The following is a 17,853-nucleotide window of genomic DNA, read 5'->3' as shown; positions in this document are numbered from 1 at the left end:
TCACCGTGACGCCTGATGGCGACAGAGCCCGGACTGCGGGGGGTCATCCGCCATATGGGTGGGAATTGGGCAAGTCTGGGTTCAACGGCCAAAAACGCAGCAAAATAAACGCCATCGCCATGGTCGCGACCGGGCAGAGATATGGCCCGGTCAGGGCCTTGTCAACGGCGGGCGCATTGCGGCTAATTCATCATTTTGACAGACTTTTCGCGTTGCCAAGCCCCCCTGAATTGGGCGAGTGTCCGCCCCGCTAGAGCAGCCCCCTGCTTCAACAAAAGGATTTTCCATGACCACCTCGTTCCCGGTAACCAAAACCGGCCTGCGCTTCGGCCTCGCCACCGCCCTCGTGGGCTGCCTTGCGTTGGCGCTGATCGCGGGTCCCGGCCGGGCTGCCGACGATCCGGTGCTGGCGAAGGTCAATGGCGCGGAAATCAAGAAGAGCGACGTTGCCATGGCCGAGGAGGAACTCGGGGCGAGCCTCGCCCAGATGGACCCGGCGACCAAGGACGAGAACGTGCTGTCCTTCCTGATCGACATGAAGATCGTCAGCAAGGCTGCCGAGGACAAGAAGGTCGCCGACGGCGACGAGTTCAAGAAGCGCCTGGCGTTCGCCCGGAACCGCCTGCTGATGGACAGCCTGCTCGCCAACGAGGGCAAGGCCGCCACCACCCCCGACGCCATGAAGAAGGTCTATGAGGAGGCCTCCAAGCAGATCACCGGCGAGCAGGAGGTCCGCGCCCGCCACATCCTGGTCGAGACCGAGGACGAGGCCAAGGCGGTGAAGGCCGAGCTCGACAAGGGCGCCGATTTCGCCGAACTCGCCAAGAAGAAGTCCAAGGATCCGGGCTCCGCCGATGGCGGCGACCTCGGCTTCTTCACCAAGGAGCAGATGGTGCCGGAGTTCTCGGCCGTGGCCTTCACGCTGGAGCCGGGCAAGATCTCCGATCCCGTGAAGTCGCAGTTCGGCTGGCACATCATCAAGGTCGAGGAAAAGCGCAACCGCAAGGCGCCGGACTTCGAGCAGGTCAAGGCCCAGATCGAGCAGTACGTCACCCGCAAGGCCCAGGCCGACTACGTCGCCAAACTCCGCGCGGAAGCCAAGGTCGAGCGGACGGACCAGCCGGCAGCGGATGCCAAACCGGATGCCAAGCCGGCCGACCCTGCCAAGCCGTCCGACAGCAAGATGGCGCCCCCCGCGAAGAAGTAAGAATTCGCTGTCACTTCGCGGACGCCAATAGTATCTAACGTCGCAATGGCCGGGCAAATGCCCGGCCATCTGCATATCCAGACCTCACCAAGGCGCCCCGATGTCCTCCTCCGTCTCCCCGCTCGCCCCCAAAACTGTCCCCGACATGCCCGTGATCGCGGGCGTCCGCCTTGCGACGGCCGAAGCCGGCATCCGCTACAAGAACCGCACCGACGTGCTGCTGGCGGTAATGGACAAGGGCACCGCGGTCGCGGGCGTCTTCACCAAGTCGAAATGCCCCTCCGCGCCGGTGGAATGGTGCCGCGCCAAGCTGAAGGGCGGCAAGGCGCGCGCGCTGGTGGTGAATTCCGGCAACGCCAATGCCTTCACCGGCAAGACCGGACGCAGCTCCACCGCGCTGACCGCGAAGATCGCGGCCAAGGCGGTCGGATGCAGCGAGGGTGAGATCTTCCTGGCCTCGACCGGCGTGATCGGCGAGCCGCTGGACGCGACCAAGTTCGACGGTGTGCTCGGCCGGCTGGCCGAGACTGCCGAGCCCGGCGACTATCTCGCCGCGGCCAAGGCGATCATGACCACCGATACCTTCCCCAAGGTCGCGACCGCGACCGTCAAGCTCGGCAAGGCCAAGGTCACCATCAATGGCATGGCCAAGGGCGCCGGCATGATCGCCCCCGACATGGCGACGATGCTGTCCTTCATCTTCACCGACGCGCCGATCGCGCCGGCCGCCCTGCAAGCCCTGCTCAAGAGCGGCGTCGAGGACACCTTCAACGCGGTGACGATCGACGGCGACACCTCGACCTCGGACACGCTGCTGGCCTTCGCCACCGGCGCCGCCGCAGAGCACGGCGCACCAAAAATCAGCCGGGCCAGCGATCCCCGCCTGAAGGCCTTCGTGAAAGCCTTCAACCAGGTGCTCGCCAATCTCTCCGAGCAGGTCGCCCGCGACGGCGAAGGCGCGCGCAAGCTGGTCGAGATCACCGTGGAAGGCGCCAAGACCAAGGCGTCGGCGCGCAAGATCGCGATGTCGATTGCGAACTCGCCGCTGGTCAAGACCGCAATCGCCGGCGAGGACGCCAATTGGGGCCGCGTGGTGATGGCGGTCGGCAAGGCCGGCGAGCCGGCCGATCGCGACAAGCTCTCGATCTCCTTCAACGGCATCCGCGTCGCCAAGAGCGGCGCGCGCGATCCGTCCTATGACGAGGCGCAGGTGTCGGAAGCGATGAAGGCCCCGGAAATCGCGATCAAGGTCTCGCTCGGCCTCGGCAAGGGTCGCGACCGCGTGCTGACCTGCGACCTGACGAAGGAGTATGTCGCGATCAACGGGGATTACAGGTCTTAAGCGAACGCCGATGGCCGATCTCAAACTGACATTGGTGGTGGCCTGCGCGCTCGTCGACGCCGACAAGCGCGTCCTGATCGCGCAGCGCCCGGAGGGCAAGACGCTTGCGGGCCTCTGGGAATTCCCCGGCGGCAAGTGTGAGCCCGGCGAGCGGCCGGAGCAGAGCCTGATCCGCGAGCTGCACGAAGAGCTCGGCATCACCGTCGCCGAACCGTGCCTGGCGCCGCTGACCTTTGCGAGCTACGGCTACGAGACCTTTCACCTGCTGATGCCGCTTTACATCTGCCGGCGCTGGGAGGGGCTGGTCACCCCGCGCGAAGGCCAGACCCTGGCCTGGGTCCGCGCCAACAAGCTGCGCGACTACCCGATGCCGCCCGCCGACATCCCGCTGATCCCGCATCTGATCGACTTGCTGATGTGAGTACGGACCTCATCCCGAGGAGCGCGGCACGCGCGTCTCGAAGGATGGCCACACGGCAAGAGCGGGGCCTGCATGGTTCTCGCGGCGATGCGAAGCATCGTCCGCTAAGCGCGCCTTACGCGCCTCCTCACCATGAGGATCACTCCTTCCCCGCCTTCTTCACCGCCTCCGCCAGGCTCGCCTTGGCCGACCCCGGCTTCAGCGGCTGCTGCTGGCTCGCATGCGGGGCCCAGCCGGAGAGCCAGATGATGTCGAATGTCGCACGGATGCGGCCGTCGGCATCCGCAAAGCGTTCGGCGTAGATTTCGGCCATCCGCAGCAGCGTCGCGCGGGGCGTCGGCGTGCGCCGCCGCTCGATCAGCACATTGGCCGCGCCCATGCGGCGGAGATCCTGCATCAGCGCAAACGCATTGGCGTAGCGCACCACCACGCGGTCAACATCGGTGACCGGAAGTGCAAAGCCCGCCCGCTGCAACAGCGCGCCGATGTCGCGCAAATCCGCGAACGGGGCCACGCGCGGCGACACGCCGCCGTCGCATTCGGCCTCCGCCGCGGCAAATGCCTGCCGCAGCTCCGTTAAACTGTCGCCGCCGATCATCGCTGCGAGCAGCAATCCGTCCGGCTTCAGCGCACGCCGCACCTGCGCAAGCACCCCCGGCAGGTCGTTGACGAATTGCAGCGCCAGCGCCGAGACGACGAGGTCGAGACTTTCCGGGGCAAAGGGCAGTTTTTCCGCGCCCGCTTCGTCGAGCGCGATCCGCCGAAGTGATGGCGGCCCCGTGAGCCCCTCTCCGGGCGTCCAGAGATCGGCCGCAGCGTGAAACTCCCGCATCACGGCGGCCAGCCGGTCGGTCATGTCCTCTGCAACACGATCGAGCAGGAATGTCACCTCGCCCTGCGCATGTGCGCGCCGCTGCCGCGCATGCAGCAATGCGCGATCGAACAGAGCGGGCGGGGTTTGCGGGTTCTGGGCCATGCCGCTGGTTACGCCGATCACGACCGCCATGGCAATCTCCTCTCTCGTGTCCCGGACGCGCAGCAGCGCTCTTAGCGCTGCTGCGCAGAGCCGGGACCCAGAAGGCACCACCGCACGATGCGGTGAGATGGGCCCCGGCTCTGCAGCGCACCGCACCGGACGATGCTTCGCATCGCCGGGAGCGCTGCGCTGCGTCCGGGGCACGAGACCGATTCAGTCGCTTGAGCGGCTCTTCCCATAACGCTAGCCTGCCCCCATGGAAGCCGACGCCGCCCCCACCCGCTCCATCGCCGCGCCGTTGCGTGCCGCGTGGACGGCCGGCCGCCACGTGCTGTCACGCGCCGCACGGCTCGCGCTCGACATTGCGCTGCCTACGCTGTGCGTGTCCTGCCGGGAGCCGGTCGATGGCGAGGGCGTCTGCGCGGCCTGCTGGGCGCGGCTGTCGTTCATCGAACGGCCCTATTGCCCGCGCCTCGGCATTCCCTTCGTCTACGATCCCGGCCCCGAGATGCTGTCGATGGAGGCGATCGCCAGCCCGCCGGCGTACACGCGCGCACGCGCGGCGGTGCGCTATGACGACGTCGCGCGCACCCTGGTGCATGCGCTGAAATACCAGGACCGCACCGATCTGGCACCGGCCATGGGCCGCTGGATGGCGCGCGCGGGCGCCGAACTGCTCACCGGAGCCGACATGCTGGTGCCCGTTCCCCTGCATTGGCGCCGGGCGTGGCGGCGCCGCTACAACCAGTCCGGGGCGCTGGCGCACGTCATCGCGCGGCAGAGCGGTGTCAGGGTGCGCGGCGAAGTGCTGCGCCGGGTGCGCGCCACCGAGCAGCAGATCGGCCTGTCGCGGACCCAGCGCGCCACCAATGTGCAGGGCGCATTCCAGGTATCCCCCGACCGCCAGGCGGAAATCCAGGGCCGCCGCATCGTCCTGATCGACGATGTCCTGACCTCGGGGGCGACGCTGGACGCCTGCGCGCGGGCCTTGTTGCGCGCCAAGGCGGCCCAGGTGGACGTGCTGGTCTTCGCCCGGGTTGTCGAGAGCGGCCCCCGTCCCATATAATTCAATGACTTCATGACATGAGAGCGCCACACGACATGACCGACGCTGTCGAAATCTACACCAGGCCGGGCTGTGGCTATTGTTCCGCCGCCAAATCGCTGCTGACCCGCAAGAAGGCAACCTTCACGGAGTTCGACATCGCCAGGAACCCGTCCTGGCGCGAAGAGATGTACGACCGCGCCGGCGGGGGCTCGACTTTCCCGCAGATCTGGATCGGCGGAACCCATGTCGGCGGTTGCGACGAGCTCTATGCGCTCGACCGCGAGGGCAAGCTCGACGGCCTGCTCGAAAGCGTAAAGGCGGTGTCATGAGCCAGGATCGCACCTTCACCGCCGCGATGATCCAGATGCGCACCGGCCTGATGCCCGAGCCGAGCCTCGCGCAGGCCACCAGGCTGATCCGGCAGGCTGCCGCCAACGGCGCCGACTACGTGCAGACGCCCGAAGTCAGCAACATGATGCAGCTCAACCGAAAGGCGTTGTTCGAGCACCTCCAGAGCGAAGAGGACGACACCTCGCTGAAGGCCTATCGCGCGCTCGCGGCGGAACTCGGAATTCACATTCATGTCGGATCGCTGGCGCTGCGCTACTCGGACGAAAAAGCGGTCAACCGCTCTTTCCTGATCGGGCCCGAGGGCAGTGTGCTCGCGAGCTACGACAAGATCCACATGTTCGACATCGAGTTGCCGGACGGCGAGAGCTATCGCGAATCCGCCAACTACCAGCCGGGCGAGACTGCCGTGATCTCCGACCTGCCCTGGGGCCGGGTCGGGTTGACGATCTGCTACGACGTGCGCTTCCCCGCGCTCTACCGCGCGCTGGCCGAGAGCGGTGCGTATTTCATCACCGTGCCCTCGGCCTTCACCCGCAAGACCGGTGAGGCGCACTGGCACATCCTGCTGCGCTCGCGCGCAATCGAGACCGGCTGCTTCATCTTCGCTGCCGCGCAGGCCGGCCTGCACGAGAACAAGCGCGAGACGTATGGCCACTCGCTGATCATCGACCCCTGGGGCGAGATCCTCGCCGAGGGTGACGTCGAGCCCGGGATCATCATGGCCAAGATCGACCCGGCCAAGGTCGAGACCGCCCGCCGCGCGATCCCCTCGCTCCAGCACGGCCGCCGCTTCGGCGTCGCCGATCCCAAGGCCGGGCCGGACCATCTCCACCTCGTGCGGGGATCGGCATGATCCGCTACGCGCTCCACTGCGACCGAAGCCACGCATTCGAAAGCTGGTTCCAGAGCTCGTCGGCTTATGATTCGCAGGTGAAGCGCAAGCTCGTGACTTGCCCGATCTGCGGCTCGGCCAAGGTCGAGAAGGCGATCATGGCCCCGCGGATCATCGGCAAGAAGGGCCGCGGACGGGCGACGCCGCCGCCGGAGCCGGCTTCAACGCCTGCGCCCGAGGCCGCGCCGTCGGGACCGACCTCGCTGATGATGGCGCAGGAGCGCGAGTTGCGCGCCAAGCTCAAGGAGCTGCGCGATCACATCGTCAAGAACGCCGACAATGTCGGCGAGCGTTTTGCGAACGAAGCCCGCGCGATGCATTACGGCGACAAGGAGCACCGTCCGATCTATGGCGAGGCTTCGCCCGACGAGGCAAAGTCGTTGATCGACGAAGGCATCGAGGTGTCGCCGCTGCCGACGCTGCCGGAAGATAGGAACTAGGCCCCCACCAGCACCGCAACGCCAACGACGATCAACGCGATACCAAAAATCTCGCGCGGCGCGATCGGCTGATTGAACGAGTAATACGCCACGCCTTGCGCGAACAGCACCTCGATCAAAGCGAGCGTGCGGACATTGGCGGCGGCCGTCAGCGCGAAGGCCAGGAACCAGAATTGCGAGGCGAACGCGCCCATGAAGCCGGCGAGCAGCGACGGCTTCCACAATCCCAGGATCGACTGGAGCACCTTTGGCGCGCGCCAGAGCAGATAGATCGTCAGCACCAGCGTCTGCACGAACAGACCGAGCACCAGCGTGAACGACGCCGCCGTCACGAAGGAGACATCAGGCACGTTGATGATCGCGCCGCGAAAACCGACCGCTGACAACGCGAACGCCGCAGCCGCGACGAGACCGGTGATGGTCGGCTTCAGCTCGGCAAAGCTCTTCTCGCCGCCGGGCCGCAGGGCCGTGATGACAACGCCGACAGTCGCGATCACGATCGCCAGCACCTTCAGCCAGGTCAGGTGATCGCCGAGGAAGACGAAGCCGAAAATCGCGGTCTGGATCGCCTCGGTCTTCAGGTACGCCGTCGTCACCACGAAGGAGCGATCGTTCATCGCGAGCAGCATCAGCCCGGTGGCGACGATCTGGCTGAGCGCCCCGAGCAGCAGCCACGGCCAGAACACGGTCGGCGGCATGCCGAGGTGATCGCCGGTAGCGATCAGCACCACTCCCAGAAACAGCAGCGAGAACGGGAAACCGAACAGGAAGCGGATATTGGTCGCGCCCCAGGTCCCCAGCGGCTTCGTCAGCGACCGCTGCATCGCATTGCGCGCGACCTGGCCTAGCGCAGCAATGACGGTGAAGGGAATCCAGAGGCTGGCGATGGTGAACATGCGGGTGGGAGCGGTAGGAGGGGAAGCCGTGGCCAACCTGCCGCTAGCGGCGAAGCAGGTCAATCACGCCCACGTCATGGGTGCGATGCTCGCGCCTCGCGTACCCCTCACACCATCCCTTCCGCCACGACCATGTAGTTCACGTCCATGTCGGAGGAGAGGGTCCATTTGTCGGCGAAGGGTGAGTAGACGACGCCGGTCTGCTCGGTGATGACGAGACGGTTGTCCAAAAGATACTTCGTCAGCTCGTCGGGGGTGACGAACTTGTTCCATTCGTGGGTGCCGCGCGGCAGCCAGCGCAGGACGTATTCGGCGCCGACGATGGCGAGCGCAAAGCTCTTCCAGTTCCGGTTCAGCGTCGAGACCACCATCAGCCCGTTCGGCTTCAGCAGCGCCGCGCAGCGCTTGAGGAAAACGCCGACATCGACGACGTGCTCGACCACTTCCATCGCCAGCACGATGTCGAAGCGCTCGCGCGGGTCGATCTCCTCGACCGTGGTGCAGCGGTAATCAATCGACAGATGGCTCTTGTCGGCATGCAGCTTCGCGGCGGCGATGTTGCTGACCGAGGGATCGACGCCGATGACCTGGGCACCGAGGCGCGACAGCGGCTCGCACAACAGGCCGGCACCGCAGCCGATGTCGAGCACGCGCAGGCCGCCGAGGCAGTTGAGGCTGCGCACGTTGCGCTCGAACTTGCGGCAGGCGGCGTCGCGGATATAGCCGAGCCGCAGCGGGTTGATCCGGTGCAGCGGGGCCATCTTGCCGTTGGGGTCCCACCACTCGGCCGAAAGTTTCGAGAATTTCGCGATCTCGGCGGCGTCGGCGGTCGAGCCCGGCTGCGGGCTTGCGGTTGCGGAAGTATTTTGCTGCATGCTCATGGTTAGGCGCGGTCCTACCGCGTGGTGATCGAACTACGGAAGGCGAGCGGCGAGGCGATTGTATCAATGATCTCGCGACCTTCACCCACACCGCGGATCGTCACGTTTCCATAGTTGAGAATACGTCCAAGAATCGACTGATCAACGTCGACGCTCTCTACCTTGTCGAGGCTCATCTCGAAGGTCTTCCGGGTAATGAACCCGGTCTTGTGCACAACCCGCAGATTGGTCACGTCGATCTCGGTGGTCCAGCGATGGAACCAAGCCTTGACTGTCGAGTAAAGGGCAACCAGCGCCACCAGACCGGAGCCGAACAGGCACAGAATCATCACGCTGTAGACGTCGATCAGGCGGGAGGCCACGTACAGGGCCAGAGCCGCGATCCAGGCCATCATCGCCGGGACATGGAAGATCCAGTGCGCATTGGTCGAATACAGCACCCGCTCGCCCGGTTGCAGGATCTCGTCGATATAACGCGCCATGATCTCGGTTAACCCATACCCCCAAGCCCGACCTTAGGTCGGACCTTACCCTGCCCCCGCAGGAACCCGCTTGCCCCCGGCCCCGCCGCTATGTATACGCGCGGTCGGTGTCCGCCCGCACCCGTCCGGTGCGGGTCACCATACTGATCCTTATGAGGGAATGCACGCGTCGTCATGAGCCGCCTCGTGATGAAATTCGGCGGCACGTCCGTCGCCAATATCGAACGTATCCGCAACGTCGCACGCCATGTGAAGCGTGAGGTCGACGCCGGCCATGAAGTGGCCGTGGTCGTCTCGGCGATGTCCGGTAAAACCAACGAGCTGGTGGCCTGGTGCACCGAGGCCTCGCCGATGCACGACGCGCGCGAATACGACGCCGTCGTCGCCTCCGGCGAACAGGTGACGTCGGGCCTGCTCGCCATCGTGCTTCAGGGCATGGGCATCCAGGCCCGCTCCTGGCAGGGCTGGCAGATCCCGATCAAGACCAGCGACGCCCATGCCTCGGCCCGGATCGAGGACATCGACGGCAGCGAGATCATCAAGCGCTTCCGGGAGCGCAAGGAGGTCGCGGTCATCGCCGGCTTCCAGGGCATCAATCCCGAGACCAATCGCATCACCACGCTCGGCCGCGGCGGCTCCGATACCTCGGCCGTGGCGATCGCCGCCGCCGTCAAGGCCGACCGCTGCGACATCTACACCGACGTCGACGGCGTCTACACCACCGACCCGCGAATCGTGCCGAAGGCCCGCCGCCTCGACAAGATCGCGTTCGAAGACATGCTGGAACTGGCCTCCCAGGGCGCAAAAGTGCTCCAGGTCCGCTCGGTGGAACTCGGCATGGTCCACAACATGCCGATCTTCGTCCGCTCGAGCTTCGACAAGCCCGAGGATATCGACCCGCATGCCAACCAGCCGCCCGGCACGCTGATCTGCAGCGAGGAGGAGATCATGGAAAGCCACGTCGTCACCGGCATTGCCTTTTCGAAGGACGAGGCCCAGATCTCGGTACGCCAGATCGAGGACAAGCCCGGCGTGGCAGCGTCGATCTTCGGCCCGCTGGCGGATGCCAACATCAACGTCGACATGATCGTGCAGAACGTCTCCGAGGACGGCAAGACCACCGATCTCACCTTCACGGTGCCGGCGGCCGACTACACCCGTGCCAAGGACACGATCACGGCCGCCAAAGGCAAGATCGGCTATGCCCGGCTCGATACCGCCACCGACGTCGCCAAGATATCGGTAATCGGCAGCGGCATGCGCAGCCATGCCGGCGTCGCCGCCCAGGCGTTTTCGGCCCTCGCCGGACGGAATATCAACATCCGGGCCATCACAACCTCCGAGATCAAATTCTCGGTTTTGATCGACACCGCCTATACCGAGCTCGCAGTACGCACCCTGCACACGCTCTACGGTCTCGATCAGGCCTAGACGAATTTTCTCTTAGCGGTCGCAGCAAACGCGAAGGTGTACACACCTTCGCGTTTGGCAGGCGTTTTGCTTGGCAAAACAAGCCTCAATTCGCTATACGGCGAACAGGGTGGGCTGCCGCAGACTGTGTCCCAGTTCAGGCGGCGCTGATTCGGTGCAAGCGCTAAATCTTGAGTAGATTTGTGTTTGTGCCTGCGCCGGACGAACAATTTGGTTGTTTTTCTGGAATTTTGGGCCAGCCGCCGGCCGATACCGCCGGGCCAGGCAGACGGAGGAGATTGACGGTTCATGCGGAGCGCGTCGGGAGGTCCCCGCGTCTTGTTGAGACGGCTCCGCGAAACCATGGCGGAGCAGGTCTCGGCCCAGGAGCGGCTGGACAAGATCGTGGTGCTGATCGCCGCCAATATGGTGGCCGAGGTGTGCTCGGTCTATGTGCTGCGCATTGACAACACGCTCGAGCTCTACGCCACCGAAGGCCTCAACCGCGAGGCGGTGCACCACACCGTGCTGAGCGCCCATGAGGGCCTGGTCGGCCTCGTCGCCAGCGAGGCGACCCCGCTCAATCTCAGCGACGCGCAAAGCCACCCGGCCTTCTCGTTCCGCCCGGAGACCGGCGAAGAAATCTATCACTCCTTCCTCGGCGTGCCGATCCTGCGCGCCGGCAACACGCTCGGCGTGCTGGTGGTGCAGAACCGCGCCAAGCGCAATTATGTCGAGGAGGAGCTCGAGGCGCTCCAGACCACCGCGATGGTGCTGGCGGAGCTGATCGCCTCCGGCGAATTGTCTGCGCTGGCCCAGCCGGGCCAGGAGCCGGCCGCGCGCCATTCGGCGCAGAAGGTCGGCGCCATCCTCTCGGAAGGCATCGCGCTCGGCCATGTCGTGCTGCACGAGCCGCGCGTCGTCATCAAGGACTACATCGCCGAGGATCTGCCGAAGGAGATCAAGCGGCTCGACACCGCGCTCGCCAAGCTGCGCGCCGATCTCGACCGCATGCTGGAGCGTGGCGACGTTGCCGAGGGCGGCGAGCACCGCGAGGTGCTGGAAGCCTACCGCATGTTCGCCAACGACCAGGGCTGGTCGCACAAGCTGCATGAGGCGGTCGCCACCGGCCTCACGGCGGAAGCCGCCGTCGAGCGCGTGCAGTCCGACACCCGCGCGCGGATGCTGCGCTCCACCGATCCCTATTTGCGTGACCGGCTGCACGATCTCGAGGATCTCGGCTACCGCCTGATGCGGCAGCTGGTCGGCCAGGACCACGCGCCCTCACGCGAGCAACTGCCCGACAATGCCATTGTCATCGCGCGCGCAATGGGCCCGGCGGCGCTGCTCGACTACGACCGCAAGCGCCTGCGCGGCATCGTGCTGGAGGAAGGCACCGCCAACTCCCACGTCTCGATCGTGGCCCGCGCGCTCGGCATCCCCGCGGTCGGCGAAGTCCCGAACGCGCCGGGCATCGCCGATCCCGGCGACGCCATCATCGTCGACGGCACCTCGGGCTCGATCTATGTGCGCCCGTCGCAGGAGGTCGAAGCCGCCTTCGCCGAACGCGTGCGCTTCCGCGCCCGCCGCCAGGCGCAATACCTCGCGCTGCGCGACCGTCCCTGCGTCACCAAGGACGGGCAGAAGGTCGAGCTGATGATCAACGCAGGTCTTGCGATCGACCTGCCGCATATCGAGGACACCGGCAGCGCCGGCATCGGCCTGTTCCGCACCGAGCTGCAATTCATGGTGGGGCAGAGCCTGCCGCGCACCAGCGACCAGCTCGCGCTCTATCGCACGGTGCTGGATGCCGCGGGCACCAAGCCCGTCACCTTCCGCACCCTCGACATCGGTGGCGACAAGGCACTGCCTTACATGGAAGCGGTGATCGAGGAGAATCCCGCACTCGGCTGGCGCGCGATCCGGCTCGGCCTCGATCGCCCCGGCCTGCTGCGCGGCCAGATCCGCGCGCTGCTGCGCGCCGGCGGCGGCCGCGCGCTGCGCATCATGTTCCCGATGATCTCGGAGGTCGCCGAATTCGATTCGGCGAAGGCGCTGGTCGAGCGCGAGCTGACTTATCTGCGCCAGCACGGCCACACCCTGCCGGAGCGGATCGACATCGGCACCATGGTCGAGGTGCCCGCCCTGCTCTACCAGCTCGACGAGCTCCTGAAGAAGGTCGACTTCATCTCGGTCGGCTCCAACGATCTGTTCCAGTTCCTGTTCGCGGTCGATCGCGGCAATGCGAAAGTCTCCGAGCGCTTCGACACGATGTCGGCGCCGATCCTGCGCGTGCTGCGCGAGATCGCGCGGAAGTCGAACGATGCAAAGAAGTCGTTATCGCTCTGCGGCGAGATGGCCTCCAAGCCGATCGGCGCACTGGCGCTGATCGCGATGGGCTATCGTTCGCTGTCGCTCTCGGCGACCGCGCTCGGTCCGGTCAAGGCGATGGTCATCGATCTCGACGCGAAGAAGGCCGAAGCGATGCTCGGCCCGCTGCTGGACGCGCCCTCCGGCAGCGTCTCGATCCGGCAGAAGCTGACGGAATTTGCCGAGGCCGAAGGCCTGGCGTTGTAGCGGGCCTGTCGCCCCCTCCCGCCGCCTCGCCCTCTTCCGCCATTTGAGACTGAACCGATGTCGTCACTCCCCGAAGCCAAACTGGACGTCCTGCTCGCGCATCACGCCTCGCTCGAGGCCGAATCGCTCGGCCAGCTCGCCTCCGAACGCTACGTGCAGATCACCCGCGAGCTCGCCGAGCTCACCCCGCTGATCGAGGCGGTGAAGGCGTATCGTTCTGCGGTCAAAGAACTCGCCGACACCGAGGCGCTGATCGCCGATCCCGCGACGGATTCCGAGATGCGCGGCATGGCTGAAGCCGAGCGCGACGAGCTGACGCCTAAAATCGAAGAGCTGGTCCAGAAGATTCGCGTCGCGCTGCTGCCCAAGGACGCCATGGACGACCGCAACGTGGTGCTGGAAATCCGCGCCGGCACCGGCGGCGACGAGGCCTCGCTGTTCGCCGGCGATCTGTTCCGGATGTACGAGCGCTTCGCGGCCTTGCAGGGCTGGAAGGTCGAGGTGATCTCGGCCAGCGAAGGCACCGTCGGCGGCTACAAGGAAATCATCGCGGAGGTGCAGGGCCGCGGCGCGTTCTCGAAGCTGAAATTCGAATCCGGTGTGCACCGGGTGCAGCGCGTGCCGGACACCGAAACGCAGGGACGCATCCACACCTCCGCCGCTACCGTCGCCGTGATGCCGGAGGTCGAGGAGGTCGACGTCGACATCAAGAACGACGATCTGCGGATCGAGACCATGCGGGCGCAGGGCGCCGGCGGCCAGCACGTCAACAAGACCGAATCGGCGATCCGCATCACCCACATCCCGACCGGCATCGTGGTGATGATGCAGGACAGCCGCTCACAGCATAAGAACCGCGCCTCCGCCATGAACATTCTGCGCTCGCGCATCTACGATGCCGAACAGCAGCGCCTCGACGCCGCACGCTCGGCCGAACGCAAGGAGAAGGTCGGCTCCGGCGACCGCAGCGAGCGCATCCGCACCTACAATTTCCCGCAAGGACGCGTCACCGATCATCGCATCAACCTGACGCTCTACAAGCTGCCGCAGGTGATCGCCGGCGAAGCGCTCGGCGAATTGACCGACGCGCTGACCACCGAGCATCAGGCCGCACAGCTCGCCGCGCAAGGCGCAGCCGCCTGAACCGCGCCTCAGCGCGCTTTGGCCCGGAACGATCGCAGGATCCTGGCCAGGGCGGGCGCGGCGGCACCCAGCTCGTCCAGGTGAATGCGCGAGAGCGATCGCAGCTTCTGCTCGCCCTTGGCCGTCAGCCTGACCAGGACGCGTCTTGCGTCCTGCGGATCGGCTTCCCGGCCGATCAGCTTCAGCTTCGCCATGCGATCCACCAGCTCCACCGCGGTATGGTGCCGGATCAGGAGGAAGCGCGCGATGTCGCCGACGCTTGCGCCGTCAGGGGCGGCCAGCCCCTTGATCGCCAGCAGCGCCTGATGCTGCTGCGGCGTCAAGCCGGCACTCTGGGCCGCGGCTTCGCTGAACGCCAGGAAGGTCCGGAGCTGATAGCGGAACTGTGCGAGCGCCGCATAGTCGGCCTCGCGCATCGCGCCGCCCTTTGAGGGCGCCGCGGACGCGGGACGCGTCGTCTTCCGCTTCGATTGAGTCATTCCTGCCTGCGACGTCGAGCCCACCGATGAAGCGGGCGGGCGCTGCCGAGACTAGCAAGGAAGGACCGGCGGAACCAACCGAGCGGCGCCGCGGATGCACAAATATCGGGGGCTATTCGAAACTGGAGAGCAGGATCTTCACCAGGATGACCTGAAACGCGATCGGGATGCGAACGCTCTTTCGCCTGATCGAGCGCTGGAGCGCGCTGGCGATCTCGGCGCTGGTCAAGGCCCCGGCCGACGCATTGGCAATCAACTCCGCCCACATCTGCGACAGCGAGCCGCCGGGCGGTATCACCGGCTTGATGGTCACGCCGCAGCCCTGGGCCCAATCCACGATCTCCCGCATCGTGTGAGGACCGCAGTTGCGCGTGGTCGCAAGGCGCTCGGCCGTCAGCGCGAGCAGCAACTCGCGCGACGGCAGCCAATTCCCCTTCGGCGGCTGTTCGCCGGTGAGCTCCACCGCAAGCTCCTTCAGAACATTCTGCGCGCGCACGCTCAGCTTCTGCATCGGGCCGGGCGCGCGCTTGGCCTGGACCTTGGCCTGGACGGAGCCGACGACGGGTCCGCGCCGGCCGGCTGACCGGCTGCACGGCTCGGACACGCGGGAGGCATCGCCCGACTGCGGCGCCGCGCGCTGGTCGCTGCCCTCCCCCGCGGGCCACGCGGCCTCCGGCCGCTCCGCCTCCTGCGGCCAGGATCGTCGCTTCCGGGCACTCGCCACTGTCGTCTGCCGCGCCATTTCTCTCGCCGAACCCGCCAGCCTCGTACTCACAAAGACTAATATATATCGTGATCCGATATGTTTTCACGTGATAATTTTCGTCGTTCGACCAAAGACGAAATTGACAGAAGGACTTCACGAGCAATGCTTAGGGCCAAGAGCTACACGCGGATGTGACGTGCCCGGCGCAGCAGGCCAGCGAGGCCGGCTGGCGCCGGACAGGTCGTGCTTGCGCCTGCAAACAAGAACGATGTTCGGAGGAAACGACCATGACTGACGATCTCATCCGCCGCGGCCTCTCGCGCCGTGGCCTGCTCCAGACCACAGCTAGCCTCATCGGCGGCTCGATGCTGCCCGCGACGCCGGCCTTTGCCGAGGACAAGCCGGCGATCGGCTCGTATCCCGCCGGCGTTTCGGGTTCCACCGCGTTCATCGGAATCTCGGTCCCGCGCACCGGCACCTATGCCGTGCAGGGCGAGGACGAGCTCAAGGGCTACCAGCTCGCGATCGAGCACATCAACAGCGGCCACGACCTGATCAAGAAGATTTCGCCGAAGACCAGCAAGGGCGTGCTCGGCAAGGAGCTGAAGTTCGGCGTCGCGGATTCCGCGGCCAAGCCGAACGAGGCGGTGCAGGCGCAGCAGCGCTTCATCAGCGAGAACAAGGCGATCATGATCACCGGCGGCACGTCGAGCGCCGTCGCGGTCGCGCTCAACAAGCTCGCGCAGCGCGAACACGTGCTGTTCGTGTGCGGCATTTCCGGCTCGAACGACACCACCGGCAAGGACTGCGTTCGCTACGGCTTCCGCCAGAATTTCTTCGGCCAGACCGCCGCCGCGGCGATCGGCCCGGTGATGGTGAGGGAGTTCGGCAAGAACAAGAAGGCCGCCTACCTGACGCCCGATTACACCTACGGCCACACCGTCACCAAGTCGATGCAGGACTTCCTCGCGACCGCGGGCTGGACGACGGTGACCAACCAGGTCGCACCGCTCGGCGCGCCCGACTACTCCTCATATCTGCTGAACGTCGCGAATTCCGGCGCCGACGTGCTCATCAACGTCAACTGGGGCCACGACGCGGTACTGTCGACCCAGCAGGCCAAGCAGTTCGGCGTGCTCGACAAGATGAAGCTGGTCGTCCCCTACCAGGTGCCCTTCATCGCACGCGAGACCGGCGGCCTGATGCAGGGCGTGTACGCCGCCACCGACTATTGGTGGACGATCGAGGACAAGTTCCCGCTCGCCAAGATGTTCAACGAGGCCTTCGAGAAGAAGTACGGCTACAAGCCCGAATGGGGCGCCGAGAACGCCTATGTCAGCTTCGCGCACTGGGCCCACATGTGCGAGCAGGCCGGCAGCTTCAATCCGCCCGACGTGATCAAGGCCTACGAGAAGGGCGAGACGATCCCCTCCCTGGTCGGCGACGTGCATTACCGCCCCGAGGATCACCAATGCGTCCGCCCGGTGATCATCGTGAAGGGCAAGCAGCAGAAGGACATGAAGAGCAAGGAAGACTGGTACGACGTCGTCGAGATCGTCCCCGGTGAAGGCCTGATGCAGAAGCCGGACGCGTTCGGCTGCCATCCCGGCGATTACAGCTGAGCCCGCGCTAACCCCTGTGACGCCGCGGGCTGCACTCTGGTCCTGCGGCGTCACCTTTTTCTGACGCGCACCATCGCGCGTCACAACGGCGATTGTCGCATGATCAGTTGGCCCAACCTCGTTTCGCAGCTTTTCAACGGGCTCGCGCTCGGCGCCCTGCTCGCGCTGATCAGCTCCGGCCTGACCATCATCTACGGCACGCTCGGCGTGCTCAACCTCGCGCATGGCGCGATGTTCATGATCGGCGGCTATGCCGGCTTCGTCGCCTACCAGTACACGGAGTCCTTCATCATCGCCGTCATCGCGGGCTCGCTGTTCGTGATGCTGCTCGGCGTCGCGATGGAACGCGTCATCATCCGCCATTTCTATCATCGCCCGCACGAGGATCAGCTGCTCGTGACCTTCGGGCTCGGCATCTGTTTCGTCGAGCTCGTGCGCCTGATCTTCTCGAGCCAGTCGCAGCTGGTGCCGCCGCCGGCCCTGTTCCAGGGCATCACCAATCTCGGCTTCATGTTCTATCCGACCTACCGCCTCGCCGTCGTCGGCATCGTCGCGGTCGCCCTCGGCGCACTGTTCATCGTCCTGTACCGGACCCGGCTCGGCATGATCGTGCGCGCCGGCATCGAGGATTCGGTGATGGTCGATTCGCTCGGCATCAACGTCTACCGCGTCTTCATGGTCGTGTTCGGCATCGGCGCGATGGCCGCCGGATTTGCCGGCATCGTCAATGCGCCGGTGGTGTCGCTGACACCGGGCATCGGTGACGACATCCTGGTCCAGACCTTCGTGGTGGTGGTGATCGGCGGCGTCGGCTCGTTTCCGGGCGCGATCCTCGGCGGCCTGATCGCCGGCGAGATCATCAGCGTCACCTCCATGTTCAACCCCGGCTACGCCTATGTGATGCTGTTTGCGGCGATGACGCTCGTGCTCGTGGTGCGACCGCATGGCCTGCTCGGCGTCCAGGGCCGCGAGTAAGCGAT

At 65.8% G+C, this 17,853-nt stretch carries 18 protein-coding genes; 12 read left to right on the top strand and 6 right to left on the bottom strand.

Features of this window, described 5'->3' with window-relative positions:
* The first annotated feature begins 286 nt into the window (after positions 1–286).
* The 3 genes from AB7G19_RS03400 to AB7G19_RS03390 all read left to right on the top strand — a co-directional run bounded on the left by AB7G19_RS03400 (position 287) and on the right by AB7G19_RS03390 (position 2,970).
* Positions 287–1,207 (top strand): peptidylprolyl isomerase, encoded by a 921-nt coding sequence (locus AB7G19_RS03400; RefSeq protein ID WP_063980581.1) that lies wholly within the window; start codon positions 287–289, stop codon positions 1,205–1,207.
* A gap of 100 nt (positions 1,208–1,307) precedes the next feature.
* Positions 1,308–2,549: a bifunctional glutamate N-acetyltransferase/amino-acid acetyltransferase ArgJ gene (argJ, locus tag AB7G19_RS03395; protein ID WP_063980580.1), complete on the top strand. Its 1,242-nt coding sequence runs from the start codon at positions 1,308–1,310 to the stop codon at positions 2,547–2,549.
* Between the two features lie 10 nt (positions 2,550–2,559).
* Positions 2,560–2,970, top strand: coding sequence for a (deoxy)nucleoside triphosphate pyrophosphohydrolase (locus AB7G19_RS03390; RefSeq protein ID WP_028159577.1), 411 nt, complete (start codon positions 2,560–2,562; stop codon positions 2,968–2,970).
* A gap of 139 nt (positions 2,971–3,109) precedes the next feature.
* On the opposite strand, the gene AB7G19_RS03385 is transcribed toward AB7G19_RS03390, so the two are convergent.
* Positions 3,110–3,976, bottom strand: coding sequence for a methyltransferase domain-containing protein (locus AB7G19_RS03385; protein ID WP_063980579.1), 867 nt, complete (start codon positions 3,974–3,976; stop codon positions 3,110–3,112).
* A 226-nt stretch (positions 3,977–4,202) separates the two neighbouring features.
* Here AB7G19_RS03385 and AB7G19_RS03380 point away from each other — a divergent pair, with 226 nt between their 5' ends.
* Genes AB7G19_RS03380 through AB7G19_RS03365 form a run of 4 tightly spaced genes read left to right on the top strand, consistent with a single transcriptional unit; the run spans position 4,203 to position 6,677 of the window.
* On the top strand, positions 4,203–5,012 hold the full coding sequence (locus AB7G19_RS03380; protein ID WP_063980578.1) for a ComF family protein: 810 nt from the start codon (positions 4,203–4,205) through the stop codon (positions 5,010–5,012).
* 35 nt (positions 5,013–5,047) lie between these two features.
* A complete protein-coding gene (gene grxC / locus AB7G19_RS03375; RefSeq protein ID WP_063980577.1) occupies positions 5,048–5,323 on the top strand; it encodes a glutaredoxin 3 in 276 nt (91 codons plus the stop codon).
* Positions 5,320–6,198 (top strand): carbon-nitrogen hydrolase family protein, encoded by an 879-nt coding sequence (locus tag AB7G19_RS03370; RefSeq protein ID WP_063980576.1) that lies wholly within the window; start codon positions 5,320–5,322, stop codon positions 6,196–6,198. Before grxC ends, AB7G19_RS03370 begins: the two co-directional genes overlap by 4 nt.
* On the top strand, positions 6,195–6,677 hold the full coding sequence (locus AB7G19_RS03365; protein ID WP_063980575.1) for a DUF1178 family protein: 483 nt from the start codon (positions 6,195–6,197) through the stop codon (positions 6,675–6,677). The genes AB7G19_RS03370 and AB7G19_RS03365 overlap by 4 nt, the downstream gene beginning before the upstream one ends.
* Here AB7G19_RS03365 and AB7G19_RS03360 read toward each other — a convergent pair.
* The 3 genes from AB7G19_RS03360 to AB7G19_RS03350 all read right to left on the bottom strand — a co-directional run bounded on the left by AB7G19_RS03360 (position 6,674) and on the right by AB7G19_RS03350 (position 8,936).
* Positions 6,674–7,573, bottom strand: a complete 900-nt coding sequence (locus tag AB7G19_RS03360; protein WP_063980574.1) for an EamA family transporter — start codon at positions 7,571–7,573, stop codon at positions 6,674–6,676. The genes AB7G19_RS03365 and AB7G19_RS03360 overlap by 4 nt on opposite strands.
* A gap of 107 nt (positions 7,574–7,680) precedes the next feature.
* On the bottom strand, positions 7,681–8,454 hold the full coding sequence (gene ubiG / locus AB7G19_RS03355) for a bifunctional 2-polyprenyl-6-hydroxyphenol methylase/3-demethylubiquinol 3-O-methyltransferase UbiG (RefSeq protein WP_063980573.1): 774 nt from the start codon (positions 8,452–8,454) through the stop codon (positions 7,681–7,683).
* Between the two features lie 14 nt (positions 8,455–8,468).
* Entirely contained in the window at positions 8,469–8,936 is a 468-nt protein-coding gene (locus AB7G19_RS03350; RefSeq protein WP_063980572.1) for a PH domain-containing protein, read from the bottom strand.
* 174 nt (positions 8,937–9,110) lie between these two features.
* Here AB7G19_RS03350 and AB7G19_RS03345 point away from each other — a divergent pair, with 174 nt between their 5' ends.
* From AB7G19_RS03345 to prfA, 3 genes are all read left to right on the top strand, one after another.
* Positions 9,111–10,367, top strand: coding sequence for an aspartate kinase (locus tag AB7G19_RS03345; protein WP_063980571.1), 1,257 nt, complete (start codon positions 9,111–9,113; stop codon positions 10,365–10,367).
* A gap of 288 nt (positions 10,368–10,655) precedes the next feature.
* Positions 10,656–12,923, top strand: a complete 2,268-nt coding sequence (gene ptsP, locus AB7G19_RS03340; RefSeq protein ID WP_063980570.1) for a phosphoenolpyruvate--protein phosphotransferase — start codon at positions 10,656–10,658, stop codon at positions 12,921–12,923.
* A 57-nt stretch (positions 12,924–12,980) separates the two neighbouring features.
* Positions 12,981–14,066: a peptide chain release factor 1 gene (gene prfA / locus AB7G19_RS03335; protein ID WP_063980569.1), complete on the top strand. Its 1,086-nt coding sequence runs from the start codon at positions 12,981–12,983 to the stop codon at positions 14,064–14,066.
* A gap of 8 nt (positions 14,067–14,074) precedes the next feature.
* On the opposite strand, the gene AB7G19_RS03330 is transcribed toward prfA, so the two are convergent.
* Complete coding sequence (locus AB7G19_RS03330) at positions 14,075–14,545, bottom strand: MarR family winged helix-turn-helix transcriptional regulator (RefSeq protein WP_063980568.1); 471 nt, start codon at positions 14,543–14,545, stop codon at positions 14,075–14,077.
* A gap of 112 nt (positions 14,546–14,657) precedes the next feature.
* Complete coding sequence (locus AB7G19_RS03325) at positions 14,658–15,287, bottom strand: hypothetical protein (protein WP_187387884.1); 630 nt, start codon at positions 15,285–15,287, stop codon at positions 14,658–14,660.
* A 251-nt stretch (positions 15,288–15,538) separates the two neighbouring features.
* On the opposite strand from AB7G19_RS03325, the gene AB7G19_RS03320 reads away from it, so the two are divergent.
* Positions 15,539–16,873, top strand: a complete 1,335-nt coding sequence (locus tag AB7G19_RS03320) for a substrate-binding protein (RefSeq protein ID WP_063980567.1) — start codon at positions 15,539–15,541, stop codon at positions 16,871–16,873.
* 99 nt (positions 16,874–16,972) lie between these two features.
* A complete protein-coding gene (locus AB7G19_RS03315; RefSeq protein WP_014490434.1) occupies positions 16,973–17,848 on the top strand; it encodes a branched-chain amino acid ABC transporter permease in 876 nt (291 codons plus the stop codon).
* Positions 17,849–17,853: the final 5 nt, after the last annotated feature.

It is taken from the genome of Bradyrhizobium sp. 215_C5_N1_1 (assembly GCF_052075935.1).
Classification (GTDB): Bacteria; Pseudomonadota; Alphaproteobacteria; order Rhizobiales; family Xanthobacteraceae; genus Bradyrhizobium; species Bradyrhizobium barranii.
Note: the sequence above shows the minus strand (reverse complement) of the source record. Positions and strands in the feature narration are given on the sequence as shown.